Raw genomic sequence first — 24980 nt, forward strand, 5'->3', positions numbered from 1 at the left:
CATGGCCCAGCGCGGCTTTACCCTGCTGGAGATGCTGGTGGTCATCCTGTTGATCGGCCTCGCCGCCGGGTTGCTGGGGCTGGGCGTGCGCCAGGGTTTGCAGGCGGCGCAAGAGCGTCGCGTGGTCGGGCAGATGGTCGATGCGCTGCGCACCACGCGGGCCGGGGCGGTTGTCAGCGGCACGGCGGCGCGCACTGAATTCGATCTGCAGAAAATGACCTTCCAGGCGCCGGGCCGCGCGCTGCAACACTGGCCGGCAGGGCTGCAGGTGAGCTTGCACACTGCCGAACAGGCCGGCTCGGCTGTCGAGTTTTACCCCGACGGCAGCTCAACCGGCGGCCACCTGTTGTTGGCCAATGGCAGCCGGCGCTGGCGCATCGACGTGGGCTGGCTGACCGGCAGCGTGCAGTCCAGGGCGCTGCCATGAAATACCAGACAGGCTTCACCTTGCTTGAAATGCTCGCCGCACTGACCTTGATGGCGGTGTGCGGCACAGTGTTGCTGGTCGCCTTTGGCCAAAGCGCGCGCTCGTTGTCGCAAGTCGCCCACAGCGACCGCCTCACCCATGCGGCGCTGACGGTACTCGACCAGGAAGCGGCGGGGCCGCTGGCTGAGGGTGTCAGTGAAGGTGACTTGCAGGGCATCCACTGGCAACTGACCCAGACCCGACAACAGCCGCACCTTTTTCGCCTCGACCTGACCGTCAGCGAAGGGCCGCACCAGGCCCGTTTCAGTACCTTGAAGGCGCGCCTGTGAAGCGCCGCGAGCAGGGCTTCACCTTGCTGGAAATCCTCGTGGTGCTGAGCCTGCTCGCGGTACTGCTGGTGCTGGTGGGCGGGGCGTTGCTGGGCGCCAATCGCGCCGTGTCCAAGGCCCAGCGCTACACCACCAGCCTGGATGAGATGCGCGCCGCCCAGCAGTTTTTACGCACGGCGATCAGTGAAGCGCTGCCGCTGGACGTCACCGAAGATGACAGCCAGACCGATGGTTTTTTTGTCGGCACGCCCCAGCGATTGCAGTTTGTGGCGACGCTGCCGGGTGTGCTCGGCGGCGGCATTCAGCGGTTCACGTTGCAAGCGCAAAAACAGGCATTGCAGGTGTCGTTCGCTCAGCTCGAATCGCACACCAACGTCGCCCGCAGTGAGCCGCAAGTGCTGCTCAAAAACGTCCGGGACTTGCAGTTCAGTTACCGCGGCGTATCGCCTTTGGGCCAAGCCACCGGATGGATCAACCAATGGCCGTGGCCCAAGCGTTTGCCCGCTGCGGTGCGCATTGCCGCGCGTATCGACGGCCCGCTGCCGTGGGTTACCCAAGTGATTGCCCTGCGTCTTAACCTCGCCAGCGGGGCGCTGGAGGAATGAGGCGCCAACGCGGCGCTGCGCTGCTGCTGGTGCTGTGGGCGCTGGCCTTGCTCAGTGTGTTGCTCGGCGGCCTGGCCGGTTGGGTACAACTGCAAAGCCGTCAGGCCCTGTGGTTGCGCCAGCACACCCAGACCGTGCTGGCTGCCGAGGCCGGCATCGCCCTGGTCATGGCCGATCGGCGCTGGATTGCCGACGGCCGTGACATCCTGCTGACCTTCGACGATGCCCAGTTGCACGTCAGCCTGCGCAGCGAGCGCGGCAAGCTCTACCTGATCAACGCCGAGGCCGATGACTTGATGCGCCTGGCCCTGGCCTGCGGCGCCACCCAGGCCCAGGCCGACCAATTGATCAAAGCCTTTGAGGCGCGCCGCAAGCACGGCCTGCCGCCGTTTCGGGTGCTGGAAGAAGTGCGCCAGCTGCCCGGCATGACACAAACGCTGTACAGCCAATTGCTGCCGGAAATCACCCTGTGGAGTGATCTGGATCGACCCGATCCGGCCTTCGCCAGCCCGCTGATGCGCAAGGCGCTGAACTTGCCGCGTCAGAACGCCGAAGGCGCCGACCCGGGTGTGGTGCTGGTGGTCGACAGCCACGCACAGCGCCCCGGCGGCTACCAGGCACGCCTGCAACTCACCGTTTTATTGAGCCCCTCGGAGGACAGCGCGCAACCCTACCGGGTGCTGCGTTGGCAAGAATGAATCGACTGGAACCCATCGCCCGGCACTGGCGCGGCAGCCTGCTGCAACAGGGCTGGCGCCTGTGGCTCGCAGAGTTGCGCGCCTGTGTCCCGAAATGGCTGGCCCTGAGCGAGCCGCCTGAGCAGGTCTGCCACTGGCCACTGAGCGAGCCGGTCACACTCGCCAGCGCGCGCCAGGTGCTGATGCTCGCGCCCGACGCGGTGCTGCTGCAAACCGTGCAGCTGCCGCTGGCCGCCGCGCGCAACCTGACCGCCGTGGTCGGGTACGAGCTGGATCGCTACACGCCCTTCGAGGCTGACCAGCTGTACTTCGTCGCGCGCCAGGAGCAACGCACCGCCACGCACCTGCAGGTCACGCTGGTGGCGATCCTGCGCGAACAGCTGGACCAGATCCTCACCGACTGCGCCGCCCTTGGCGTGCACCCTCATCGGGTGGATGTGAACCACCTGGGCATCGACTTGCTCCCCGCGCCACTGCGCCCGCGCCAACGCCCCACCGGCAAAGGCCTGCAACGCAGCCTGCCGTGGCTGTGCGGTGCCTTGCTGATTGCGGCGATGTTGCTGTGGCTCAACGACCGCCAGCGCGTGCTCGACGCCATGCGCGCCAGCGTGCAGCAGCAAAAAGCCCAGGTTGCCGAGGTGCACGCCTTGCGCCAGCAACTGCTCAATACCCGTGGCGCGGCGCAATACCTGACCCGGCGCAAACTGGCGCAGCCGCCCTTGGCCGCCTTGCTCAATGACCTCACCACCTGCCTGCCCGCCGACACCTGGCTCGACCAGCTGGACGTCAAGGACGGCGAGATTTCCATCTCCGGGCAAAGCGCCAAGGCCAGCGCGCTGATCACCCGCATCAAGGGTTGCCACAGCCTGGAAAACGCCCAGTTCGAAGGGGTGATTCAACCCGATGCGCGCACCGGCAAGGACCAGTTTGCCTTGCGTGCCCACCTACGCCAGGAGGCCGCCGATGCGCCGACCCCTCACACCCCGTGAACGTCGCGGCGCGGCCTTGCTGCTGCTGGCCGTGGTCGTCGGCGCGGCCTACTGGCTGTTGATCGACAGCTGGTTCGCCGGCCCCTTGCGTGACATGGGCGAACAGGCCGAGCAGTTGCGCGAGCAGCAGCAACGCTACGCCGGCGTGGTGCGCCAGGGCGATGCGCTGCGCCAGCAACTGCAACAGGCCCGCCAGGACCCGGCCAGCAGCACCAGCCTGTTGCCAGGCGATGACCCCGACGTGGTGGCCGCCGACCTGATGCAGCGTCTTGCCGACCTGATCAACAGCCACGCCACGCTCGGCGGCGGCTGCAGCCTGACCCAACGCAAGCCCATCACCCCCGAGCAAGACGAGGGCGAGCCGTATCGTCAGGTCAAAGTCAGCCTGACCCTGAACTGCGCCATCGAGCCCTTGGAAGCCGTGCTGCATGAGCTGGAGTACCAGCCGCCGTTTTTGTTTGTGGATGAGCTGCGCATCCGTCGCGGCCAGCAGGCGCCAGCCAGCGGCGGGGCGGGAAAACTGCTGGTGCACCTGTTGGTGCGCGGCTATCTGCAACCGCAGGTGGCGCGATGATCGGCGCACTGCGTCCCCTGGAATGGGGCTTGCTCGGCTTGGCCGGGTTACTCGGCGTGCTGATGGCGGTCATCCTCAGCAGCATTGGCGATGAACCGCAGTGGCTGCCCGAACCCGTCGCGCGTGCGCACCCTGCGGTCAGTGCGCGCGTGGCGCCAAGCGTGACACTCGACAGCCTCGCCGCCACGTGGCAAACGCCGCTGTTCAGCCCTGATCGCAGCCCCGACAGCGTGGTGGGCAAAGCCCGAGTCTCGAGCCTGGCCAACCTGACCCTCAGCGGCATCATGATCACTGGCAACCTGCAAATGGCGATGCTCAAGCAGGCCGACGGCCGCCCGCTGACCGTGCGCCTGGGCCAGACGCTGCCCAACGGCTGGCGCCTGGAACACCTGACGCCGCAATACGCCCGTTTTGCCCTGGATGGCCGCACGCAAACCTTGAACCTCTATGCCAAGCGCCTGCCGCCGCCGTCCACCCGGCCCCCGATTACTCTTCCCCGCGAGCCCCTCCCTTGATCGACATGCGCACTTCAACATTTTGCCTGGCCACCGCCCTCGCACTGGGCGGCTGTGGCGCCTTCCCCGACCGCCCCGACGCGGACGACGACCTGCTGCACGAAGCCATGCAGGGCACCGGTTCGCAACGGCCGCCGACTGAGGCGCCTGCGCCTGAAAGCCCACCGCTTGCAGCCAGGTCAGCGCCACAGCGCCAGGTGATCCGTGGCAACCAGCAATTCGTGCGCCCGCCCACCGCATCACCGAGCGCCAAGGAGCAGGGCGGCGACATCGTGTTCAACTTCGCCGACCAGCCGATCGAAGCGGTGATCAACAGCGTGATGGGCGACCTGCTGCACGAAAACTACAGCATCGCCCAGGGCGTGAAGGGCAATGTCAGCTTTTCCACCTCCAAACCGGTGGACAAGCAGCAGGCGTTGTCGATTCTGGAAACCCTGCTGTCCTGGACCGACAACGCGATGATCCGCCAGGGCCAGCGCTATGTGATCCTGCCCGCCGACCAGGCCGTGGCCGGCAAGCTGGTGCCGCAAATGCACGTGGCCGCGCCGTCCAGCGGCCTCTCTGCGCGGTTGTTCCCACTGCGGTATATCTCCGCCACCGAGATGCAAAAGCTGCTCAAGCCGTTTGCCCGCGAGAACGCGTTTTTGCTGGTGGACCCGGCGCGCAATATCCTCAGCCTGGCCGGCACCGCGGAGGAACTGGCCAATTATCAGGAAACCATCGACACCTTTGATGTGGACTGGCTCAAGGGCATGTCGGTGGGTGTGTTCGGCCTGCAACGCGCGTCAGTGGCCGAGTTGATGCCCGAGCTGCAAGCCATGTTCGGCCCGGACAGTGGCATGCCGTTGGCGGGCATGCTGCGGTTTTTGCCGATTGAGCGCACCAATTCGGTGGTGGCGATTTCTTCACAGCCGCAGTACCTCAGCGAGGTGGGTGACTGGATCCGCACCATCGACGAGGGCGGCGGTAACGAGCCGCAGATGTATGTCTACGATGTGCGCAATATGAAGGCTTCGGACCTGGCCAGGTACCTGCGCCAGATCTATGGCAATGACGCGATCAAGGACGACGCGCCGGCGAAGGTTGCGCCGGGGTTGCGCACGGCGACGTTGTCGTCGCTCAACAGCAATGCCGGCGGGTTGCAAGATGCGCCGCCGCCTGCCGAGGAGCCTGAGCAAGCACCGGACGTTGCTGCGCCTGCGCCGGATAAAAGTCTTGAAGCCGGAACTCGGATTACCGCGCAGAAGAGCAGTAACCAACTGCTGGTGCGCACGCGTCCGGCGCAGTGGAAGGAGATCGAAGCGGCGATCAAACGCCTCGATAATCCGCCGCTTCAGGTGCAGATCGAGACGCGCATTCTTGAGGTCAAGTTGACCGGGGAACTGGACCTTGGGGTGCAGTGGTATCTGGGGCGCCTGGCGGGGAATTCGGGAAGTAATACGGTGGCGAATGCCTCGGGCAGCCAGGGGGCGCTCGGGGGCGGCGGGGCAGGGCTGGGGGCGTCGGATTCGTTGTTTTATTCGTTTGTCAGCGCCAATTTGCAGGTGGCGTTGCATGCGTTGGAGACCAATGGGCGCACTCAGGTGCTGTCGGCGCCGTCGCTGGTGGTGATGAATAACCAGCCGGCGCAGATTCAGGTGGGGGATAACATTCCTATCAGTCAGACCACGGTGAATACCGGCAACGCCGATTCCACCTTGAGCAGCGTCGAGTACGTGCAGACCGGGGTGATTCTGGATGTGGTGCCGCGCATTAATCCGGGCGGGTTGGTGTACATGGATATTCAGCAGCAGGTCAGTGATGCCGAAACTCAGAGTGGTACCAGTGATACGCCGGTGAATCCGCGGATATCGACGCGGTCGGTGTCGACGCAGGTCGCGGTGCAAAGTGGGCAGACGGTGTTGCTGGGCGGGTTGATCAAGCAGGACAACGCGCAGAGTGTCAGTGCTGTGCCGTATCTGGGCAAGATTCCTGGGTTGCGGTGGTTGTTTGGTAACACCAGCAAGTCCAAGGATCGCACGGAGTTGATTGTGTTGATTACGCCTCGGGTGATTACCAGCAGCAGCCAGGCGCGGCAGGTGACGGATGATTATCGCCAGCAGATGCAGTTGCTGCGGCCGGCGAGATGAAGTGAAGCAATGGGGTGGAAAATGTTGGGGCTGGGTTGCCTGGGATGGTGGTAGCTCGTGTACATATCCGTTGCTGTGGTAACGGCTGCTATTGGTTCCGCTCTTACAGCGGGTCACTTTTGGAAGGACCTGTACGGACCCAAAAGTAACCAAAAGGTCCTCGCCCCACCACTCGGCACCTCGCCTGGGCTCGGTGTGCCCTCACGCAGGCTTTGGAAAAGCAGAGCACGGCGGCCTGGTAGCCGACCTGAGTGGTAGAAGCAAAAGCACAGCAACACATCTCTATCTGATGCACAGAGATCCAAATGTGGGAGCGGGCTTGCCCGCGATGGCATCAACCGAATATGCCTGATACACCGAGTTGTCTGCATCGCAGGCAAGCCAGCTCCCACATTTGATTGAGTGCAGCCTCCAGGATCAGGTCGGCTGTCAGCCCGCCGAGCTGTAGATTTTGATCCTGGGTGCTCAGTTAAACCACGCTGGCAACCCGCGCCTGATCTCAATAAAACATTACCAATACGAATAAAATTATTAATAAATAATGAAAGTAGAGAATATTAGCTTATGCCCAAATAGCATTATATTTTTAAAATCCATTCCGTTATGTTTGATCGCAACAGCCTACCCCTGACCTCGGATGGTACCCAGCGTGATTCAGATTCTGCGCGCCATAACCGGGTAAAGACCCTGCGGCAGAATCGTTGGAACGGAGTTCAACGTATGTTGCCCATTCAAACCCCTCGCTCGCCCCACACCTAGTTTCCAATCGCCGAAACACCCTCGAAAAATCCGAGCACCGCGCCCGACCGCGCGAGCGCCCGACTTCGCGATCTGGAAAGTCTGGAGTGGCCATGAAGCACGTTTTACACCCCACCACCGCCCTGGCGCTGGCCCTGCTGGCGAGTGCAGCTCAGGCCCAGGACGACAGCACCCTGTCCACCGTGGTGGTCACCGGCAACCGTGGCGCCGAGCAGCGCACCGTCACCAGTAGCCCGGTGCCAATCGATGTCGTCAGCGCCAAGCAACTGCAAAGCACCGGCAAGCCCGGTTTGATGGAAGCCTTGAGCGCGGTGATCCCGTCGCTGACCCTGCCGGAAAAAACCGGTTGGGACGCCAGCGGTATTGCCCGCGCCCCGAACCTGCGCGGCCTGAGTGCCGCCGAAGTGCTGGTGCTGGTCAACGGCAAGCGCCGTCACACCAGCGCCACCCTGAACATCAACGGCATCAACACCGGCGCGGCTCCCGCTGACTTGGACCTGATCCCGATCAGCGCCATCGACCACGTTGAAGTGCTGCGCGACGGCGCTGCCGCCCAATACGGCTCGGACGCCATTGCCGGGGTGATCAACGTGATCCTCAAGGCCGACACCAGCGGCACCGCTGTGACCAACATCGGCCAGGGCTACGACGGCAAGAAACAGACCGTGCAGCAAAGCCTCAACAAGGGTTTCGAAATCGGCAACGGCGGCATCGTGCAGTTGGCCCTGGACGCACGCAGCCAGAATGACGACAACAAGGCCAGCGCCAACGGTTATACCTACGAGCAAGCCTATGGCCTGGCGGGCAAGTCCACTTATGGCGGTTACGGCACGCCCAAGACCAACCTGCTGACCCTGGGCTACAACGCCGAACTGCCGATTGATGACAGTTTGAGCCTGTATTCCTTCACCACCTACTCGCGGCGCAAGGCCGAGCAAGGCCAGAACTTCCGCCTGCCGACCATCACCAACACCATCACCACCGGGCCCAATGGTTACCCGGCCGGCTACACGCCGACCTGGTACATCGACGAGGACGATTTCCAGGCCGCGTTCGGCGGCAAGGGCACGGTCGGCGAGTGGAACTGGGATCTGTCCACCACCTACGGGCGCAACGAAGCGGAGCAGGGCACCACCCACAACCAGAACCCGTCGCTGGGCGAGTACACGCCCAACAGCTTTACCTCCGGCACCTGGATTTCCACCGAGCTGACCACCAACCTCGACTTCAAGCGCGGCTTCGACATTGGCCTGCAAAAGCCGCTGGACCTGTCTTACGGCTTCGAGCATCGGCGCGACACCTATGAGGTGCAGGCCGGTGACTACGCGTCCTATGCCAATGGCGGTTACTGCGTGGCGCCGGGCAATTGCGCGTCGTCCGGGGCGCAGGTCACCAACGGCATTTCACCGGCGGAAGAGAGCAGCGCCTCGCGCAACAGCCTCGCCAGCTATGTCGATGTGGGCTTCAACCCGCTGCCGGACTGGTACCTGGGCACCGCGTTGCGCTATGAGCATTACAACGAAGGCGTCGGCGCAACCCGCAGCGGCAAGCTGACCACGCGCTACGATTTCACCCCGCAGTTCGCCGTGCGCGCCACGGTCAGCAATGGTTTTCGCGCGCCGTCCCTGGCCAACAGCCTGTTCAGCGCGCGCTCCACGACCTATGGCGTGGTCGACGGCGTGTATCAATCGATCAACTACGGCGTGTTGCCCGTGGGGTCGGCGGCGGCCAAGGCCTTGGGCGCCGAGGGCTTGAAACCCGAGCGCTCGACCAACTTCAGCCTCGGTTTCACCCTCACGCCCACCGACCGCTTGAATTTCACCGCCGACGCCTACGTGATAAACCTGCGTGACCGCATCACCCTGACCGGCACCCTGCTCGGCCCGGAAGTCACCCAGGTGTTGCAGAACAACGGCATCAACTCCACCTCCGGCGGCCAGTACTTCATCAACGGCGCCGACACCCGCACCAAAGGCGTGGACCTGGTCAGCAACTACAACCAGGACATCGGCCCGTACGGCTCGCTGAAGTGGACGGCCGCGTTCAACTGGAACCAGACCAAGATCCTCAACTACAAGGCGTCCACCGACATCCTCGGCACCTCCTATGACCTGATGGACCGCCAGGCCCGCGGCCTGATCACCGATGTGCAGCCCAAGACCAAGCTGATCCTGGGCGGTGACTGGAGCATCGATCGCTTCAGCCTCAACCTGGCCTTGACCCGTTACGGTTCTTACAAAGAGGTCAACGTTTCCGCCGACCGCAGCCTCGACCGGGTCTACAGCGCCAAGTGGATCACCGACCTCGACCTTGGCTACAACCTCACCAAAGACCTGAACGTCGCCGTCGGCGCCAAGAACCTGTTCGACCAATACCCCAAAAAACAAGGCGTGCCGAGCAGCACCATGCTCGCCAGCTACGGCACGTATTCGCCCTACGGTTTTACCGGCGGGTACTACTACACCCGGCTGACTTACGCCTTCTAAGGCCGCAACTCGCGAGGAATAGACCATGCCCATTGTCGCCAAAACCTATGACCTGATCGATGAGGTCACCGACTACCCGGTTCGCCAGGCGCGTGTCGCAACGCCGATCAAAGCCTTGCACGTGGTGCCGGCCCGGCACCCGTGGCGCTGGGCCGGGTCGATTTTTGCCGCGCTGGTGCTGCTGGCCATCGTGCATTCGCTGGCCACCAACCCGCGTTGGGAGTGGGGCGTGTTCGGCCAGTGGTTCTTCTCGCCGTCGGTGCTGCGTGGCCTGGGCCAGACGCTGTTGCTGACATTGCTCAGCACCGTGTTCAGCATCATCCTCGGCACTGCATTGGCCCTGGCGCGGCTGTCGGGCTCGCCGCTGCTGGCGGCGTTGGCCTGGGGCTACATCTGGTTTTTCCGCTCGATGCCGGCGCTGCTGGTGCTGATCATCCTCTACAACTTTGCCTACCTGTATGACCACATCGTACTCGGCGTGCCGTTCACCGGCGTGGTGTTCGCCGAATGGTCGACGGTGGATGTGCTCAGTCAATTCACCGTGGCGGTGTTGGGCCTGAGCCTGATGCAAGCGGCCTACGCGGCAGAGATCATTCGCGGCGGCCTGATCGGCGTGGATGCCGGCCAGCATGAAGCGGCGGCAGCCTTGGGCTTGCCGGCCTCGCGGCGTATCTTCCGCATCATTCTGCCCCAGGCGCTGCGTTCGATTCTGCCCTCGGGTTTCAACGAAATCATCGGCCTGGTCAAGGGCACGTCCATCGTCTACGTGCTGGCCTTGCCGGAGCTGTTCTACACCGTGCAGGTCATCTACAACCGCACCCAGGCAGTGATCCCGCTGCTGATCGTGGCCACCGTGTGGTACCTGATCATCACCACCGTGCTGACCAGCGCCCAGTATTACGTCGAGCGCCACTTTGCGCGTGGCACCGCGCGCGTGCTGCCGCCGACGCCGCTGCAACGCATCCGCCGTTGGCTCAAGGAGAAAACCCATGAGTGACGCACGCGCCGGGCGCATCCAGATCCAGGGCGTGGGCAAGCGCTTTGGCAACCAGCAGGTGCTCAAAGACATCGACCTGACCATTGACCCGGGCAAGGTCACGGTGATTCTCGGGCCGTCCGGTTCGGGCAAATCCACCTTGCTGCGCACCATCAACCACCTGGAGAAGATCGACAGCGGGCACATCACCATCGACGGTGAATACGTCGGCCATCGGCGCAAGGGTGACCTGCTTTACGAATTGAAAGAGCGCGAGATTCTCAAGCGGCGCATCGACGTGGGTTTCGTGTTCCAGAACTTCAACCTGTTCCCGCACCTCACCGCCTGGGAAAACATCGCCGAAGCGCCGTTGGCCCACAAGCGCTGGCGTAAAGCCGAAGCTCACTTCAAGGCCGCCGAGTTGCTGGCCAAGGTTGGCTTGGCGGACAAGGTCGATGCCTACCCGCGCCAGCTCTCCGGCGGCCAGCAACAGCGCGTGGCCATCGCCCGCGCCTTGGCACTGGACCCCAAGGTGCTGCTGTTTGACGAACCTACTTCAGCCCTCGACCCGGAACTGGTGGGCGAGGTGCTCGATGTGATCAAGGGCCTGACCCAACTGGGCGTGACCCTGGTGATCGTCACTCACGAGATCGGTTTCGCCCGTGAGGTGGCCGACCACGTGGTGTTCCTATGCGACGGCCAACTGATCGAAGAGGGCCCGCCCGAACAGATTTTCCGCCAACCCCGACATCCCCGCACCGTGGCCTTTCTCGGCAAGGTGCTTTAGTTCAAGGAGTGACTGCCATGTTCATCCATACCGCCCGCGTGGCCCTGCTGGCGCTTGCCGTCAGCACCGCGCAAAGCGCTTTTGCCGTGCAACAGGTCGACCTCAGCCCCGACCGCGTGCGCATTCATGTGCCGCGCAACGAAGCAGCCATCGCGCAGATCCCGCCAGGCTTCAAATTTGCCCAGCCGGGCAAGTTCACCGTGGCTGTGTCCGGCGTGGCCGGGCCACCGCTGGCGCTGCTGGCCAATGACGACAAGACCACCATCGGCAGCGAGGCCGACACCGCGCAGCTGGTCGCCGACAGCCTCGGCCTGCAACTCAACGTGGTGCAGACCAGTTGGGAGGATTGGCCGCTGGGCGTCAGCTCAGGCAAATACGACGCGGTGATCAGCAACGTCACCGTGACCGAGGCGCGCAAGAAGCGTTTTGACTTCGCCACGTATCGCCAGGATGTGCTGGGGTTTTACGTCAAGAGCACCAGCAAGATCACCGCGATCAAACAGGCCGCGGACATTGCCGGGCTGAAGATCATTGTCGGCTCCGGCACCAACCAGGAAAAAGTCCTGCTGGCGTGGAACGAGGCGAATGAAAAGGCCGGCATCAAGCCTGCGCTGTTGCAGTACTTCGACGACCAGGCCGCCGCGCAGCTGGCGGTGCAATCGGGGCGCAGCGATGCGCTGTTCGGGCCTAACTCGGTGTACGCCTATTCGGCGGCCATCACCGGCGGCATCAAGCTTGTCGGCACGGTCAATGGTGGCTGGCCGCTGAAAGCGGATATCGCCGTGACCACGCGCAAGGACAACGGCCTGGTCCAGCCGATTCACACGGCGCTTGAAGGCGCGATTGCCGGCGGCCAATACGAACAGGTGCTGCAACGTTGGGGCCTGGACATCGAGCGCGTCGATAAGTCGCTGATCAACCCACCGGGCCTGCCGGACTAGGAGCATCGATCATGGGACTGACACGACGTGAAGCGCTGTCGAGCATCGCCGCGGTAGGCGGTGAGCCGGCCGTCAAGGATGCGCTTGCAGCATTGGGGCTGGGGCCGTCGTCGCACCGACGCCCGCAGCCGCTGAAACTCAAGCCCGGCCTGGGGCAGGGCACCCGCGTGCTGGTGCTGGGGGCGGGGATTGCCGGGCTGGTCACTGCGTTGGAACTGACCCGCGCCGGGTTCAGTGTGCAAGTGCTGGAAGCGCGCGATCGCGTCGGCGGGCGCACCTGGACCCTGCGCCATGGCGACCGCGTGGACTACAAGGACGGCCGCACGCAAACCGTGGCATTTGATCAGGGCCTGTATTTCAACGCCGGCCCGGCCAGGATTCCCAGCCAGCACCGTACGATTCTGGATTACTGCAGCGAGCTGGGCGTGCCGCTGGAAGTGCTGGTCAACAGCAGCCATGGCGCGCAGGTGCGCCCGGACCTGCAACAGCCGGCGTTCACCGTTGGACAGGCGATCAATGATGCGCGTGGGCACCTCTCTGGTTTGCTCGCCAAAGCCGTGCAGCGTGATGCACTCGATGATGTGTTGAGCGGCGAAGAGCGCACGCGCTTGCTGGCCTTCTTGCAGGTCTACGGCGATCTGTCGCAAGAACTGGCCTATGAGGGCAGCCTGCGCGCCGGTCACCTGGAATCGCCCGCGCATCCCGGCGCATTGCCCGCCAGCCGCAGCCCGCTGGCGCTGGACCGCTTGCTGCACCCCGAACTGTGGGGCGCGTTATTACACACTGAGTTCCCTGAGTTTTCGGCAACCATGTTCCAGCCGGTCGGCGGCATGGACCGCATCACCGACGCTTTCTACCAACGCGTCAGCGAAGACGTGCAATTGGGCGCTCAGGTCAGGCAGGTCCGCCAGCTGGAACATGGCGTGGCAGTGACTTACCACGACACACACAGCGGCCGCGAACAGGTGGTGCGCGCTGATTACCTGGTCTCGACCTTACCGCTGCCGTTGCTGGCCAAACTCGATACTGATTTCAGCGACCCGATCAAAGCCGCGTTGCTCAGCACCCGCAGCGATCAGGCCACCAAAGTGGCGTGGCAATCGCCGCGCTTCTGGGAAACCGACTACCGCACCTACGGCGGCCTGTCCTGGATCGAACACCCGGCGCGCCTGCTCTGGTACCCGAGCAACGACCTCAACACCCGCGAAGGCTTGCTGGTGGCCGGTTACGTGACCGGGGAAGGCGCCGACGTGTTTGGCGCGCAGCCGTTCGATACGCAGTACGCCACCTCCAGGGAGGCCGTGGAGCTGTTGCATCCGGGTTACGCCAAACACCTGCGCAACCCGCTGGCCGTGTCCTGGGAACAGATTCCCTACAGCGAAGGCCCGTGGCTGCAACGCGAACACTTCCCCGCCGACGCCAGTGCCTTGCTCGAACAGGCCCATGGCCGCGTGTATTTCGCCGGAGACGGTCTGGTGCAAAGCGGCGTGGGCATCTGGCAGGAATCGGCGGCCAACTCGGCGCGCCATGTGGTTGCGCAACTGGCTGACCGCGTGACGCAACAAACACAGCGTGCGGCATTGGCCGCGTCTTAAGGAGCATCCTCATGAGCGACAGCATTCAACGTACCAGCGTCGGTGATTTTCCGATCTCGCAAACCGTGACTGTGCCGGCGTCTGCCAGCCTGATTTTCGTCAGCGGCACCTTGCCGGATCTTGCCGACGCGCAGGCACCGGCAGGCACGCCAGCCGCGTACGGCAGCACCGAAGTGCAGACGGTGTCGGTGTTCAACAAGCTGCGCAAGATCCTTCAACAACAAGACCTGGACCTGGGCGATATCGTGCAGTTGCGGGTGTTTCTGGTCGGCGCTGAAGAAACCGGTGGCAAGCTGGACTTTGCCGGGTTGCAGCGTGGTTATACGCAGTTCTTCGGCACGCCTGAACAGCCGAACAAGCCGGCGCGTACGGCGTTGCAAGTGGTGGCGTTGCCCTTGCCGGGGGCGTTGGTGGAAGTCGAAGCTATCGCGGCCCGTACCCTTTGATTTGAAGTGAGCTGGCTTGTTGTGGCGCGCGGGGCTGTTGTGGCAAGCGGGCTTACTGTGGCGAGCGGGCTCGCCCCGCGTTGGAGTGCGAAGCGCTCCCAATCCAACCGCCGCGGTATAACGGGTAAACCGCGTCGTCAGGTTTTGGGGCTGCTGCGCAGTCCAACGCGGGGCAAGCCCGCTCGCCACAACAGCCCCGCTCGCCACAACACGTCCGGCAGACACAACAAGTCCGTTTGCTACAGGAGCATCATTTGTTGGCAGGTACCTAGGCACCCTTGCCGGGCAGTGGCCAGATCTGTTCGCGCACCGACTCGCCCATCCACACCATGCCATGCATGAAGGTGTCGCGCTCCTGGGGTGTGGTCAGGGGGAAACTCGCGTAGTGCGTGTGCGCCATGACCCGCAGTTCTTCAGCCCAGGCTTGCTTTTGCTGCTCGGTGTCGAGGTTGCAGCCCTCAAGGACGTCGGCCGGCATGAAGGTGTTCAATGCCATGGGCAGCGCGTCGCGGGTGCCCAGTCGGGCATTGAGCGTGGCGCTGCAGATCTCTACGGTCAGCCCGGTGATGCCCTTGGCGAGCAGTTTTTTCAGCGGTTTGATCTTGTTGCTGGCGGCGAAATTCGTGGCCTTGAGCAACGTGTTGTAATGCGGCTTGAAGTGATTGATCAGCGCCGCTTCCGCCAGCGTGATGACCTCATCGCGATTCAAACGCACGCTGCGCAGGCGGTCGAAATGCGCCGAGTCCTGTTGTTCGCTGGCCGTCGGTTCAGCGTTGAAGTCACCGCCGTTGCTGATCATCGTCCGGCCGTGCTCGAACCGGTAGAGCAGAATGGAAACCTCCAGCTCCGGGCTGTTGGTCGAAGTTTCTGCCAGGATGCGTTGCAAGGTGGTGTGGTTCAACAACCGGTCCACCGCCGTACGCGCGTGAATCTTGCCGATGCCCTGGCCGACATAGAGCACGTTCATGTCCCGATGGTCTGCTTGCAGGGCACTGGTGGCGTTGGCCACCACGATATGCGCGGCGGTGGTCATTTGCCGTGAGGTCGACAGGATGGTCAGGTGCGTGCCGTTGGGCGCGACGAACACCTGTTCAATCTCATCCTGATCGTCAGGCCCGATCCGTGGGATGTCATAACGGAAGGGGATGGACTGCACGCCCTGTTCATCCATCACGATAAAACTGCCGTGCGCCGATCGCCCGAGCAGGTAGATGTCATGAGGGTTGATCAGCACCCGCCGCCGCGCGGTGATCAGGTAAATATTGCTGCCGGCGATAGCCTCTCGGAAAGGCCCATCGCTCTTGGCACGGTACAGGTCGGCGGGTGTCAAGACCGAGGGCGGGCTGGAGTAGAGATGGGTGGCGCCTTCGGCAGAAAATTGTCGAATGATCGAGTCCATGCCAGTCATTGTTCCATCCTTGTTGGGCTGCACGCAGCGGCAGCGTCGCGCCGTAGTTTGCCAAAGTTGCGCGGCCATGGGCACTGACTGAACGGACAGGTAGGTGCACATGCATGCGGCAGGCGCTTACTGCCTTTTTTCCTGCGCGAGCGGCCAGCGTTCCAGCGTCTTACTCCTGCAGCTGCAACGCCTGCTGCTTGAGTTTGCGTTTCTGCTCGAACGGCAATTGCTCATCATCCCCGTACGGGGCGCTGTACCAGTTGCCATAACTCGGGTTGGGCAGCAGGAACCAACGCTGCCCCAGCCATTTCACATAGGGAGCGACGGCCTTGCGCTGGTCCGCGAGGGTGTTGTGTTCGGCCTGCACGAAGTCCCCCAGCGAATCACCCGCCATCAGCAGCACGCGGGCATTGTTTGCGACCCATTGGCGGCGGCAGTTCTTGCCATAGCCCGCGCTTTCGCAGTGGCCGGTCGGCGTGCTGGCGGCCAGCACTTGCTCGTCGCTGTCCACCGGGAAGCCGCGCAGGCGCAGGTTGGCGACCGTGGCCGCGACCTGGCTGTGTTCGCGGTTGGTGAGGTAGTAAACCTTGATGCCTTTTTGCTCGGCCGCTTGCAGAAACGCCACTGCGCCCGGCAACGCCTGGGCCTTGGCCTGGTCGACCCAGGTGTTCCAGCGTGCGTATGAATAGACTTGGTTGTTGATGATGTCGCGGGCATTGAGCGGCACGTTGTCGAGCAGGGTTTCGTCGATATCGACCACCACGGCCGGGGGCAGGCCGTTGAGGTTGCGTGGCGGCAAGGGCAGGGCGTCCCAGGTCGGATCGGCCAGGGCCACGTCGAGCTGGCGGGTGGCGTTGGCGAACAGCTGGCGGTAGATCAACTCGTGCTCGATGGAGGTCTGGGTCCAGAGCACGGCGTCGAGTTGGTCGTTGGCCGGTGGGGTTTGCTGGCAGCCTGCGAGGGCTGTGGCCAGCAGGCAGGCACCGGCGAAAATCAGGTTACGCATGGGCAAGTCTCGAAGAGGAGGGCGCATCGGCAGCACCTTAGCCTAAACACATGACCCATGTGGAGCGGGCTTGCTCGCGAAGGCGGAGTATCAGTCGCCGGATATATCAACTGATACACTGCCTTCGCGAGCAAGCCCGCTCCCACAATTGGATCTCCAAACATCAGTTAGATGTTATAGAGAACTCCCCTTCAAGGCCCACACACCAACGCCTGGCGCTCATAGTTCAGCGCCTTGTTCTGCGGCGCCAACGCATAGCTTGCGCTGCACTGCTGATCGCCCCACTTGATGATCAGCGTGCCCTGATCCTCTTCCACCAACGCCAGCGCGTTGCCATTCGGGTCTGCAATCGCCAGTTGCTTGCCGGTCGAGTCTTCCAGCGAAGCCCCGAACGACAGAGGCTTGTGCTGCGCATCAAACAACTCGAACAACACCCGGCGCCCGGTGGTGCCGCTGTAGTGCGCCACCACGATCGCGCCACGGCGCGGCACCACTTGTTGGGTGGCGTTGGTGATTTCCACATTGCCGCCCAGGTCGCGGGTGTCCAGGCTGACCCAGTTCACCCGGTAAGGCTGGGCATTGGGGATCACTGCATAGCCGTTATAGCCGGTCTCTACGCCGCTGTAGCTGCTGATCTTCGCGCCGGAAATGCCTGGCACTTCGGCCAGTGCGAAGGTCTCACTGACCGTCTGCCCCAGGTTGATACCGCCTGCGTGAGCGACCACGGAGCCGGCGAGGTTGAGGTTCTGCGAGTTGTAACCCTGGCCCTGGCTGTAGCCCAGGCTCACATCCGCCACGGACGTCCGGCTGTTGATGTTCACCGAACCGGAATCCCCGCTGGTGTCGCTGTGACCGGCCTGCACCGAATAAAACGTGTCGCTGGTATCGGCGACGTAGCCATTGATGCCCGCCTGCGTGGTGGTGTCGCCGTGCTGCCGGCTGGTGGTGACAAACGCGCGCGGCGCGCGGGCCTGGCTGCCCAGCGGGAACGAAATCGACAGGTTCAACTGCGTGTCGCTGCTCGGCTGGCCCCAGGTGACGATCTGCTTGGTGCGCGTTACGCCGAGGTTGTAGCTCAGGTCGCCCCAGTTGCTGGTGTAGCCGGCCGAAAAGCTCTGCGAGCCGCCGCGGTTCCAGTAGCGCTGGTCACTGGCATTCACGTACACGCTGCCAAATTCGTTGTTGCGCCCGATGCTCTGGTTGATGGTCAGGTCGGTGCGGGTTTTTGAGTGGCCGGTGCGCACACGCACGTCCTGGCTGTTGTCTTCGACATGGTCGCTGAGGGTGCGGTAGCCCTCGGTGGAGTAGCGGTAGGCGGCCAGGGTGAAGTTGGTGTCGGTGCCAGTGAAAGTCTTTGCATACAGCGCCCGCACGCTGCTGCCCTGGGTGGTTTTCCCCTGCGCCTTGCTGGAGGAATGCGTCGTGTCCAGCGAGAAGGCGCCGAACGAGGTGTTCTTGCCGGCGCCAATGGACAGTGCGTTGTAGTCCTCGCTGGCCTGCAACCCGACAATCCCGCTGAGGTTGCTGGTCAGGCCGTACGCCAGGGTGCCGCTGAGAAAACGCGGGCTCGCCAGGCCGTCGGCGTTGCTCTTGAAGGTACCCGCCGAGAGGCTGTACTTGACCTGGCCTTCACGCACCATGATCGGCAAGCTGGAAAACGCCTGCATCGTCACGCGGCGCGTGCCGTCGGCTTCGATCACGGTGATTTGCAGGTCGCCGTTGGAGCCGCTGGGGTAGATGTCGTTGATCTCGAACGGCCCCGGCGCGACGTTGGCGGTGTAGAGGATGTAGTCGTTCTGGCGGATTTCCACCGTCGCGTTGGTCTGCGCCACGCCACGGATCACCGGCGCATAACCGCGCTCGCTGTCGGCGCGCATGCCGTCATCGGAGGCCAGTTTGAGGCCGCGATAACGCACGCTGTCGAACAGGTCGGTGTCGGAGAAAATCTCACCGGCGCTGAACTGGCCCTTGATCGCCGTCACGTCGTGCTGCAGGTAAGTACGGTTGCTGGTGTAAGTGTTCGAGCGCCCGGTGCCGCCGCTCAAGTTCGATTCATTGCGCAGGCGCCACGCGCCCAGGTTGATACCGTTGCGCAGGCCGAGGTTATTGGAGAGGCGCGTTTTGTAGTCGCCGGCGGTGCGGCTGCTGTTGAGCTGGTAGTTGATAAACGCTGCGGGCACGCCGTCATCCCATAGTTGCGGGTCGACGTAACCGCGCATGCCGCGCTGCATGGCCACCTGCGGAATGCTCGCCATCAGGCGCAGGCGGCTGCTGTCGTAACGCACGCTGGCCTCCTCGATCATCTCGGCGAGGGCATAGCATTCCTGCGGCTGCTGCGGGTCGATTTTGCCTTCGGCCTGGAGGCGGTGCATGTCGATGCCCAGCTGCTTGAGCAGATCGAGGGTCAGGCAGGCTTCGACCCGGTCGTTTTTCGGGTTGCGCTTGAAGTCGATATCGCGCCGGCCCACCAGCACTTCGTTGCTGTACAGGTCGACGCGGTAATTGCCCGGCAGCACGCTGTTGGCCGAGAGCAATTGCTGCAGGTCGACCGTTGACTGCGAGCCTTGCAGGAACGTGGTGTTGAAGGTTTGCGCAGTGTCCTCGGCCATCGCCCAGGCCGGCAGGCCGGCGGCAATCGCGAACGACAGCGTCTTCAACTTCAGTGCGCCACGCGCGGGCCTGTTACTGGAAAGAAAAGACATGCGAAGACCTGTGACATCCCTGATTGGCGAACAGGCGGGCACGCGAGCACGCACGCGACGTGAGCCTGTGGGTTAGAGAAAGTGCTTAGGGGTTGAGGCGTGATTCGGTGGCGTGTGCAGCGATGCCCGAAAGTGGCGCGGTGTAATGATTCTGTGCGCCGTAGTCATTGATGCTGGAAAACGACAGTTGCACCGGGCCGGGCGCTGGCGCCGTCTTGAGCGCGAACTGTCTTTGCTCGCCGGGCGCGATCATGGTCGAGTCGCTCGCCAGTTGTGCCTGCACCTTAACGTCGGCCATGGACACGTGGTACAGCGTCGGGTTTTTCACCTGCAACAGCGTTTGCGCGCCGTGCTTGACCAATGTCCACTCCAGCTGTGCAGGCGCCTGCAACGCACTGCCGGTCAGGCCGGCAGGGCGGAAAAAAATCTTGATGCGTTGGCGAATGGCCAACTGCAAGGTGTTCTCGGTCTCGCTGGCCTTGGGAATTTCCTGCACGTTCAACCACACCACCGACTCGCGGTCCGTGGGCATGCCCGTGCCTTCATACAAGATGCGCAGCAGTTGCTGTTCCTTGGCGAACACCCGGGCCAGTGGCGGGGTGACGGCAAACGGAGCACGGCTGCCGCTGGAGTCATTCATGTCGACCCAGGACTGAATCAACACATCCTGGTTACCGTTGCGCACGGTGATATTGGCTTCTTTGTGGTCGCCATCGAACACGATGCGGGTGGCATTCAATGAAATGCTGGCGGCGGCCTGGGTAGCCAGAAGCATGCCCAGCAGCCCCAGGCATGCGGCAATAGAACGAGGCAGCATGAGGGTTATCCGGTGTAATCAAAAAAAGAATGGCGAGGCCGTTTGGCCTCGCGCGTTCGGTGCACGGGGCGCCGGGGTTACTCGTATTGCAGGATGAACGGCAGGGTGGCATCACCGCGACCGGCGGTGGATGCGCCGGCAGCACCGGTGGTGACGTAGGCAGCCGCAAAGCTCAGGGTGGCGTCGCCGCCGGCAGTCCCGGTGCCGTGCATGGTGCTTTCGATGCGCGCAGTGGCCTGCGAGCTGAGGTCGATCAAGCTGCCATTGCTGTCGAGCAGGGCGATACCGACGTTTTTAGCCGAAGCGGAACCGGCGTTCAGCGCCAGTACGTTCTTGCCGGTGACCAGGCCCGAACCGCCGTTGTTGGCGTCAAAGATCATCGCGACTTTGGTGCCCTGGTTGCAGTTGACGTTCAGGTTGAAGTCTTTGGCAGTTACACGGCCGGCGGTTGGGTTTTCCGCGGTGCCCATGTCTTTGATCGAAACGTTGCCCATGTCCACCGAAATACTGCGATCGGAGTTGGCGCCGTCTACCGAGCAGGCGTCGTTGTTGATCACGCCGGTGAAGGTAATTTTACCGCTGCCGCCCAGGGTAGGCGTCGGTGCCGGATCATCGGCAAATGCACTGCCGGAGGCGGCGATAATGGCCGAGGCGATAACAGCCAGGGAAAACTTCTTCATGATGATGTCCGTAAGTGTTAGTTGGAAAATGCGGTTGTTGAACTGCGAGGAAAGAATAAGAGGGCAGGCGCTGCGAGCGAATAAGACGATTCTTATAAGCCGCGCAATAGACGGGTTAGTTGCACCGCAAGGCAGTTTTTGAGCCCGCAAACAGGGGGCCAAGCCATTGCCCGGGAATGGCTTGCACGGTGTGCTTAGTTGAAGATATTGCGCGCCAGGCAATAGGCGAGAAGGTCCTGGTCGCTGCTCACTTCAAGTTTGCGCATGGCCGATATTTTTTGTGCGCTGATGGTCTTTGAACTGCGGTTCTGGCTGCGCGCAATATCACTCACGCTCATGCCGGAAATAAACAAACGCAAGATCTCGAACTCTTTGGGCGACAAGCTGGTAAAGCGCTGGTCGATGGCCGTGAGGGTCTCGATCACCGAGGTCTTGGGCGGCTCCAGGCTGCGGTAGGCGCTCTGTTGCGCAATCGCCTTGAGCGCCAGTTGAATCTCGGTGTGCAACTGGCTTTTCTGGATGATGCCGACCACGCCCAGCTCTTGCAGACGCGTGAGGATCAGGTGGTTGGAGATCATCGTCAGGATCAAAATCTGCACCTGCGGAAAATGCCGTTTCAGGTACTCCACCAGCTTCAGCCCATCGCCGTAGGGCGAGTCGCCGGGCATGTTGTAATCGGTGATCACGATGTCGGCGCCCTGGCGCTGCAACAGCTCGATCAGGCCCGCCGAACACACCGCTTCGCCCACGACTTGAAAGCGCGTGTCGCGCTCCACCAGTTCGCGTACCCCGAGCAGCACGATCGGGTGATCGTCCGCGATAACCACGTTGAATTTTTTCATAAAGGGCCGTCCGTAGTGCCAGTTCAAGTGAGGGAAGTGTGCCCGGGCTGGAGAGTGTCCAGGACGGCCGACAGTCGTTGCATCACCGCCTTCACCTTGAGCTCAAGCGTGGTGTCGAGGCTGCCGCGGTTCAGTGCGTTTTCCAGCTCGATGCAGGCTTGGGCCAGAGGGAGCGCCTGCACGGCGCCCAGTGCGCCGGCGGCCGAATGCAGCAGTTGGGCGAGCGCGCGCGCATCACGCTGCGCCAGTGCCGCGCCGAGTCGCTGCAAATCTTGCTGCACGCTGCTGATGAACAGCGGGCGCATCTTGTCCGACAGCTGCACGTGGTCGTCGAACGGCGCGGGCGGCGGTTCGACCGGCGCCTTGATCTGGCACAGCTTGACCAACTGCGCGCGCAGGGTTTGCAGGCTCAGGGGTTTGACGATCCAGGCGTTCATGCCGACCGCCAGGCAACGCACGCCTTCCTCGCGCATGGCGTTGGCGGTCACGCCGATGATCGGCAATTGCGGGTCATGCGCCCTGAGCGTGCGGGCCAGCTCATAACCATTCATCAAGGGCATGTTCACGTCGGTCAACACCAGGTCGAAGGCTTGCGGTTGCCACAACTGCAGCGCCTGCTCGCCGTTGGCGGCCAGGGTCACCGAGCAGCCGAGCGCCTCCAGTTGTTCCTTGATGATCGCCTGATTGATCGGGTTGTCCTCGGCCACCAGGATGCGCAACCCAAGCTGCCCGGCGCTTTGTGGCAGGGCCGCCGGCGGTTGCTCATGCTTGCCATGCTGGGCCAGCGACACGGTGGTGGCGATAGCCCGTACGTCGTGCACGTCCACGACCCAGCCCTGCGCCGTGTGCAGCGGCGGGCTGTGCGCGCCGGGCAGGCACAGCACGCGTTGCCCGGCCCATTGGCGGGCGGGCTCGCTGGGCAGCAGATCGACCAGCACCGCCTGGCGGCTGTCCTGTTCCGGCGTGGGCGCCGCCAGGGCCGCGGCAATGCCCAGGCGATTGAGCCAGTCACACAGCGACTGCGCCAGCTCGCGCACCGGCGCCTGCACATACACAGGCGTCGCGCTGGGTTCGATCAGCGGCGGGTTGGTCAGCGCACCGCTGCTCAGCGGCAGGCGTATTTTCAGGGTGAAGCTGCTGCCCAGGCCGGGCTCGCTGACCACTTTGATCTCGCCGTCCATCATTTGCGCCAGCCAGCGGCAAATCGGCAGCCCCAGCCCGGCGCCGCCTTCGCCGGCGGTGTCGGGAGCCTGGTAAAACACATCGAACAGCTTGGCCTGCTGCGCCTCGGGGATGCCCACGCCAGAGTCGGTGACCTGCCATTCCAGGTTGACGTACTCGGCGTCGCACGCCGTGACCCGGGCGCGGATCACCACGCGCCCGATGTCGGTGAATTTGAGCGCGTTGCTCACCAGGTTGTTGAGAATCTGGCGAATGCGCATCGGGTCGCCCAGTACGCTGTCGGGCAGCTGCGGGTCGATGCAACTGTAAAGCTGCAACCCCTTGCGCTGGGCGAAGGCGGCGTAGGTGTGCAGGGTGTCTTCGAGCATGTCCAGCGGGCAGAACTCCACGGCTTCAATCGCCATTTGCCCGGACTCGATTTTCGACACGTCGAGCACGTCGCTGATCAGCTGGAACAGCGTCGCGGACGAACGCTGTATGGTCTGCAGGTAGGTTTTCTGGTGCGGGTCCAGGTCGGTCAGGCCGAGCAGTTCCAGAGTGCCGAGCACGCCATACAACGGCGTGCGAATTTCATGGCTCATGGTCGCCAGGAACAGCGTCTTGGCCTCGTTGGCGGCATCGGCGGCGTGGCGGGCGTCCTCTAACGACTGGGCATCTTCGATATGCCGGGTGATGTCGTTGAATGCATACAGGCGCACGTCTTCGGCCTGGTAACGGGTGGAGACGAAGCCGATCTGCAGGTGGCGGCCTTCGATCTCCAGGTGCGTCTCGCCGCTGTCGGCGCTGTCATGCACACCGGTCAATGCGGAGACCAGCCGCGCGGTGCCTGGCCATTGCTGGGCCCGCTGGTTCTCGATCAACACCTTGCCGTCACTGCGCCGCACCACGCACAGGCCAGTGGGCGCGGTGTCGATGATCACGCGGCTGAACGCCACGCTTTCGGCGATGCGTTCGTGCGCCAGGCGCGCGGGGTTGATCACCTGGCGCCGGTACCAGCGGTTACCGCCCCAGCACAGCGTAATCAGGATGCCCAGCAACAGGGCCAGGCTGCTCAGCGGCCACAAGGCCGAATGGAAAAAGTGCGAGTAGTTCAGCCCATAGATTGCGCTCCAGGGCTGGTCGCCGCGTTGGGTAATCTTGAATTCGAAGCCGTCGGCCCTGAAGTGCACGCCATCGCTGAGCGGCACACCGACGTCTGGCCCGACCAGCCGGCTGCCGTCGGGGGCAATCAGGGTGAAGCGGTCAAAGGCCGAGTGGTCCAGGGCGCGCTGCACATCGTCAACCTGAGCCACGTCGAGCAAGGTGCCGACCACCGCCTGGCCCTGGCCGTCGAGGGGCAGGCCGATATAGGCCAGCAGGTGCGCAGGTGCGGGACCGGCCTGCCAGTACACGCGGTTCTGTTCCAGCGGCTGCGGCGTCTGCTCGAGGGTCTGTTGCACCGCGTTGACCAGCGCCACCAGGTTGCCGGTTTCCTCGGTACTTTCTCGACGCTGGTAGCCCACCGACGGAATGGTGATGGCGTAAGGCGTCTGACGATTGAGCAGAAAGGTTTGTGGCGCTTCATAGGGTGATGACGACCAGAAGGCGCTGTAATAGCTGGTGAGGTGTGCGCCCAGGGCAAAAATCTGCGACCGGGCGGCAGCGCTGATCTGCTGCTCGTCAAACTTGACGCTGAACGGCACCGAAAACGAATATTTCTGGCCTTCGTACAGCGTGCGGTGGTTGTCGACCATGCGGCTTTTGAGGCTGACCTGAACGTTGGTGGCGCGCAACAGTTCGGCCTGGATGCCCGGATGCGTCAGACTCTTGAGGTACGACTCCTGCTCCGCCAGGTTCTCCATCAGGCGCGCAAAATGAAAACGCGTGGCGCCGTAACGGGTTTCGACCCCGCGTTGCAGTGACCAGTAGTTGGTCAGCACCAACAGCAACGCGATCCCGAGCAGCACCATCAGGCCTTTGTTCAGGCGCGACGAGCTGCGGGTGAAGGCTTCGAGGACCGCGTTGTTGTGCTTCATCAGGGGTTTCCGCAGGCGCAGGATAAATCGGCACAGGATGGAGCTGACTCCTTACTATCGAACAGATAATCCGCGGCCGCT

At 63.2% G+C, this 24980-nt stretch carries 21 protein-coding genes; 14 read left to right on the forward strand and 7 right to left on the reverse strand.

Going from position 1 to position 24980, the window contains the following annotated elements; genetic code table 11:
- Nucleotide 1 precedes the first annotated feature (1 nt).
- The 14 genes from ACM530_RS20895 (at nucleotide 2) to ACM530_RS20960 (ending at nucleotide 14256) form a co-directional block, all read left to right on the forward strand.
- Nucleotides 2-427, forward strand: coding sequence for a pilus assembly FimT family protein (locus ACM530_RS20895; RefSeq protein WP_416363036.1), 426 nt, complete (start codon nucleotides 2-4; stop codon nucleotides 425-427).
- Nucleotides 424-756: a type II secretion system protein gene (locus ACM530_RS20900; RefSeq protein WP_145165885.1), complete on the forward strand. Its 333-nt coding sequence runs from the start codon at nucleotides 424-426 to the stop codon at nucleotides 754-756. The genes ACM530_RS20895 and ACM530_RS20900 overlap by 4 nt, the downstream gene beginning before the upstream one ends.
- The gene (locus tag ACM530_RS20905) at nucleotides 753-1361 is read left to right on the forward strand and encodes a prepilin-type N-terminal cleavage/methylation domain-containing protein (RefSeq protein WP_416363037.1); all 609 of its coding nucleotides are present in this window, start codon (nucleotides 753-755) and stop codon (nucleotides 1359-1361) included. The genes ACM530_RS20900 and ACM530_RS20905 overlap by 4 nt, the downstream gene beginning before the upstream one ends.
- Nucleotides 1358-2059, forward strand: a complete 702-nt coding sequence (locus ACM530_RS20910) for a type II secretion system minor pseudopilin GspK (RefSeq protein ID WP_416363038.1) — start codon at nucleotides 1358-1360, stop codon at nucleotides 2057-2059. Before ACM530_RS20905 ends, ACM530_RS20910 begins: the two co-directional genes overlap by 4 nt.
- The gene (locus ACM530_RS20915; protein ID WP_262210295.1) at nucleotides 2056-3048 is read left to right on the forward strand and encodes a type II secretion system protein GspL; all 993 of its coding nucleotides are present in this window, start codon (nucleotides 2056-2058) and stop codon (nucleotides 3046-3048) included. The genes ACM530_RS20910 and ACM530_RS20915 overlap by 4 nt, the downstream gene beginning before the upstream one ends.
- Nucleotides 3023-3622, forward strand: a complete 600-nt coding sequence (gspM, locus tag ACM530_RS20920) for a type II secretion system protein GspM (RefSeq protein WP_242151007.1) — start codon at nucleotides 3023-3025, stop codon at nucleotides 3620-3622. The genes ACM530_RS20915 and gspM overlap by 26 nt, the downstream gene beginning before the upstream one ends.
- A complete protein-coding gene (locus tag ACM530_RS20925) occupies nucleotides 3619-4137 on the forward strand; it encodes a hypothetical protein (RefSeq protein ID WP_416363039.1) in 519 nt (172 codons plus the stop codon). The genes gspM and ACM530_RS20925 overlap by 4 nt, the downstream gene beginning before the upstream one ends.
- A 5-nt stretch (nucleotides 4138-4142) precedes the next feature.
- Nucleotides 4143-6266: a type II secretion system secretin GspD gene (gene gspD, locus ACM530_RS20930; RefSeq protein WP_416363040.1), complete on the forward strand. Its 2124-nt coding sequence runs from the start codon at nucleotides 4143-4145 to the stop codon at nucleotides 6264-6266.
- Between the two features lie 851 nt (nucleotides 6267-7117).
- Nucleotides 7118-9511: a TonB-dependent receptor plug domain-containing protein gene (locus tag ACM530_RS20935; RefSeq protein WP_416363041.1), complete on the forward strand. Its 2394-nt coding sequence runs from the start codon at nucleotides 7118-7120 to the stop codon at nucleotides 9509-9511.
- A 25-nt stretch (nucleotides 9512-9536) separates the two neighbouring features.
- The gene (locus ACM530_RS20940; protein WP_106578952.1) at nucleotides 9537-10508 is read left to right on the forward strand and encodes an amino acid ABC transporter permease; all 972 of its coding nucleotides are present in this window, start codon (nucleotides 9537-9539) and stop codon (nucleotides 10506-10508) included.
- Entirely contained in the window at nucleotides 10501-11274 is a 774-nt protein-coding gene (locus ACM530_RS20945) for an amino acid ABC transporter ATP-binding protein (RefSeq protein WP_416363042.1), read from the forward strand. The genes ACM530_RS20940 and ACM530_RS20945 overlap by 8 nt, the downstream gene beginning before the upstream one ends.
- A gap of 17 nt (nucleotides 11275-11291) precedes the next feature.
- Complete coding sequence (locus tag ACM530_RS20950; RefSeq protein WP_416363043.1) at nucleotides 11292-12215, forward strand: ABC transporter substrate-binding protein; 924 nt, start codon at nucleotides 11292-11294, stop codon at nucleotides 12213-12215.
- An 11-nt stretch (nucleotides 12216-12226) separates the two neighbouring features.
- Nucleotides 12227-13810 carry a flavin monoamine oxidase family protein gene (locus ACM530_RS20955; RefSeq protein ID WP_416363044.1) on the forward strand — a complete coding sequence of 528 codons (1584 nt, stop codon included), beginning with the start codon at nucleotides 12227-12229 and terminating at the stop codon, nucleotides 13808-13810.
- Between the two features lie 11 nt (nucleotides 13811-13821).
- A complete protein-coding gene (locus ACM530_RS20960; protein ID WP_145165915.1) occupies nucleotides 13822-14256 on the forward strand; it encodes a RidA family protein in 435 nt (144 codons plus the stop codon).
- Nucleotides 14257-14524: 268 nt separating this feature from the next.
- Here the strand turns inward: ACM530_RS20960 and ACM530_RS20965 are convergent, their stop codons facing one another.
- From ACM530_RS20965 to ACM530_RS20995, 7 genes are all read right to left on the reverse strand, one after another.
- Nucleotides 14525-15664, reverse strand: coding sequence for a hypothetical protein (locus tag ACM530_RS20965; protein ID WP_416363045.1), 1140 nt, complete (start codon nucleotides 15662-15664; stop codon nucleotides 14525-14527).
- A gap of 160 nt (nucleotides 15665-15824) precedes the next feature.
- Complete coding sequence (locus ACM530_RS20970; protein WP_416363046.1) at nucleotides 15825-16661, reverse strand: 5'-nucleotidase, lipoprotein e(P4) family; 837 nt, start codon at nucleotides 16659-16661, stop codon at nucleotides 15825-15827.
- Between the two features lie 191 nt (nucleotides 16662-16852).
- Nucleotides 16853-19363, reverse strand: a complete 2511-nt coding sequence (locus ACM530_RS20975) for a fimbria/pilus outer membrane usher protein (protein WP_404483587.1) — start codon at nucleotides 19361-19363, stop codon at nucleotides 16853-16855.
- A gap of 85 nt (nucleotides 19364-19448) precedes the next feature.
- Nucleotides 19449-20180, reverse strand: coding sequence for a molecular chaperone (locus tag ACM530_RS20980; RefSeq protein WP_416363047.1), 732 nt, complete (start codon nucleotides 20178-20180; stop codon nucleotides 19449-19451).
- Nucleotides 20181-20257: 77 nt separating this feature from the next.
- The gene (locus ACM530_RS20985) at nucleotides 20258-20860 is read right to left on the reverse strand and encodes a fimbrial protein (protein ID WP_145165911.1); all 603 of its coding nucleotides are present in this window, start codon (nucleotides 20858-20860) and stop codon (nucleotides 20258-20260) included.
- Between the two features lie 194 nt (nucleotides 20861-21054).
- A complete protein-coding gene (locus tag ACM530_RS20990) occupies nucleotides 21055-21702 on the reverse strand; it encodes a response regulator (RefSeq protein WP_416363048.1) in 648 nt (215 codons plus the stop codon).
- A 23-nt stretch (nucleotides 21703-21725) separates the two neighbouring features.
- On the reverse strand, nucleotides 21726-24899 hold the full coding sequence (locus ACM530_RS20995; RefSeq protein ID WP_416363049.1) for a response regulator: 3174 nt from the start codon (nucleotides 24897-24899) through the stop codon (nucleotides 21726-21728).
- Nucleotides 24900-24980: the final 81 nt, after the last annotated feature.

The sequence above is a fragment of the Pseudomonas sp. NFX183 genome, from assembly GCF_047943075.1.
In the GTDB taxonomy this organism is placed as follows: domain Bacteria; phylum Pseudomonadota; class Gammaproteobacteria; order Pseudomonadales; family Pseudomonadaceae; genus Aquipseudomonas.

What these genes read in the sequence shown, in the direction of transcription:
- ACM530_RS20935 (WP_416363041.1), top strand. Translation starts at nt 7,118, where the DNA reads ATGAAGCACGTTTTACACCCCACCACCGCCCTGGCGCTGGCCCTGCTG.
- ACM530_RS20985 (WP_145165911.1), bottom strand. Translation starts at nt 20,860, where the DNA reads ATGAAGAAGTTTTCCCTGGCTGTTATCGCCTCGGCCATTATCGCCGCC.
- ACM530_RS20950 (WP_416363043.1), top strand. Translation starts at nt 11,292, where the DNA reads ATGTTCATCCATACCGCCCGCGTGGCCCTGCTGGCGCTTGCCGTCAGC.
- ACM530_RS20900 (WP_145165885.1), top strand. Translation starts at nt 424, where the DNA reads ATGAAATACCAGACAGGCTTCACCTTGCTTGAAATGCTCGCCGCACTG.
- ACM530_RS20955 (WP_416363044.1), top strand. Translation starts at nt 12,227, where the DNA reads ATGGGACTGACACGACGTGAAGCGCTGTCGAGCATCGCCGCGGTAGGC.
- ACM530_RS20895 (WP_416363036.1), top strand. Translation starts at nt 2, where the DNA reads ATGGCCCAGCGCGGCTTTACCCTGCTGGAGATGCTGGTGGTCATCCTG.
- ACM530_RS20995 (WP_416363049.1), bottom strand. Translation starts at nt 24,899, where the DNA reads ATGAAGCACAACAACGCGGTCCTCGAAGCCTTCACCCGCAGCTCGTCG.
- gspD (WP_416363040.1), top strand. Translation starts at nt 4,143, where the DNA reads ATGCGCACTTCAACATTTTGCCTGGCCACCGCCCTCGCACTGGGCGGC.
- ACM530_RS20960 (WP_145165915.1), top strand. Translation starts at nt 13,822, where the DNA reads ATGAGCGACAGCATTCAACGTACCAGCGTCGGTGATTTTCCGATCTCG.
- ACM530_RS20970 (WP_416363046.1), bottom strand. Translation starts at nt 16,661, where the DNA reads ATGCGTAACCTGATTTTCGCCGGTGCCTGCCTGCTGGCCACAGCCCTC.
- ACM530_RS20940 (WP_106578952.1), top strand. Translation starts at nt 9,537, where the DNA reads ATGCCCATTGTCGCCAAAACCTATGACCTGATCGATGAGGTCACCGAC.
- ACM530_RS20910 (WP_416363038.1), top strand. Translation starts at nt 1,358, where the DNA reads ATGAGGCGCCAACGCGGCGCTGCGCTGCTGCTGGTGCTGTGGGCGCTG.
- ACM530_RS20990 (WP_416363048.1), bottom strand. Translation starts at nt 21,702, where the DNA reads ATGAAAAAATTCAACGTGGTTATCGCGGACGATCACCCGATCGTGCTG.
- ACM530_RS20915 (WP_262210295.1), top strand. Translation starts at nt 2,056, where the DNA reads ATGAATCGACTGGAACCCATCGCCCGGCACTGGCGCGGCAGCCTGCTG.
- ACM530_RS20975 (WP_404483587.1), bottom strand. Translation starts at nt 19,363, where the DNA reads ATGTCTTTTCTTTCCAGTAACAGGCCCGCGCGTGGCGCACTGAAGTTG.
- gspM (WP_242151007.1), top strand. Translation starts at nt 3,023, where the DNA reads ATGCGCCGACCCCTCACACCCCGTGAACGTCGCGGCGCGGCCTTGCTG.
- ACM530_RS20925 (WP_416363039.1), top strand. Translation starts at nt 3,619, where the DNA reads ATGATCGGCGCACTGCGTCCCCTGGAATGGGGCTTGCTCGGCTTGGCC.
- ACM530_RS20945 (WP_416363042.1), top strand. Translation starts at nt 10,501, where the DNA reads ATGAGTGACGCACGCGCCGGGCGCATCCAGATCCAGGGCGTGGGCAAG.
- ACM530_RS20965 (WP_416363045.1), bottom strand. Translation starts at nt 15,664, where the DNA reads ATGACTGGCATGGACTCGATCATTCGACAATTTTCTGCCGAAGGCGCC.
- ACM530_RS20980 (WP_416363047.1), bottom strand. Translation starts at nt 20,180, where the DNA reads ATGCTGCCTCGTTCTATTGCCGCATGCCTGGGGCTGCTGGGCATGCTT.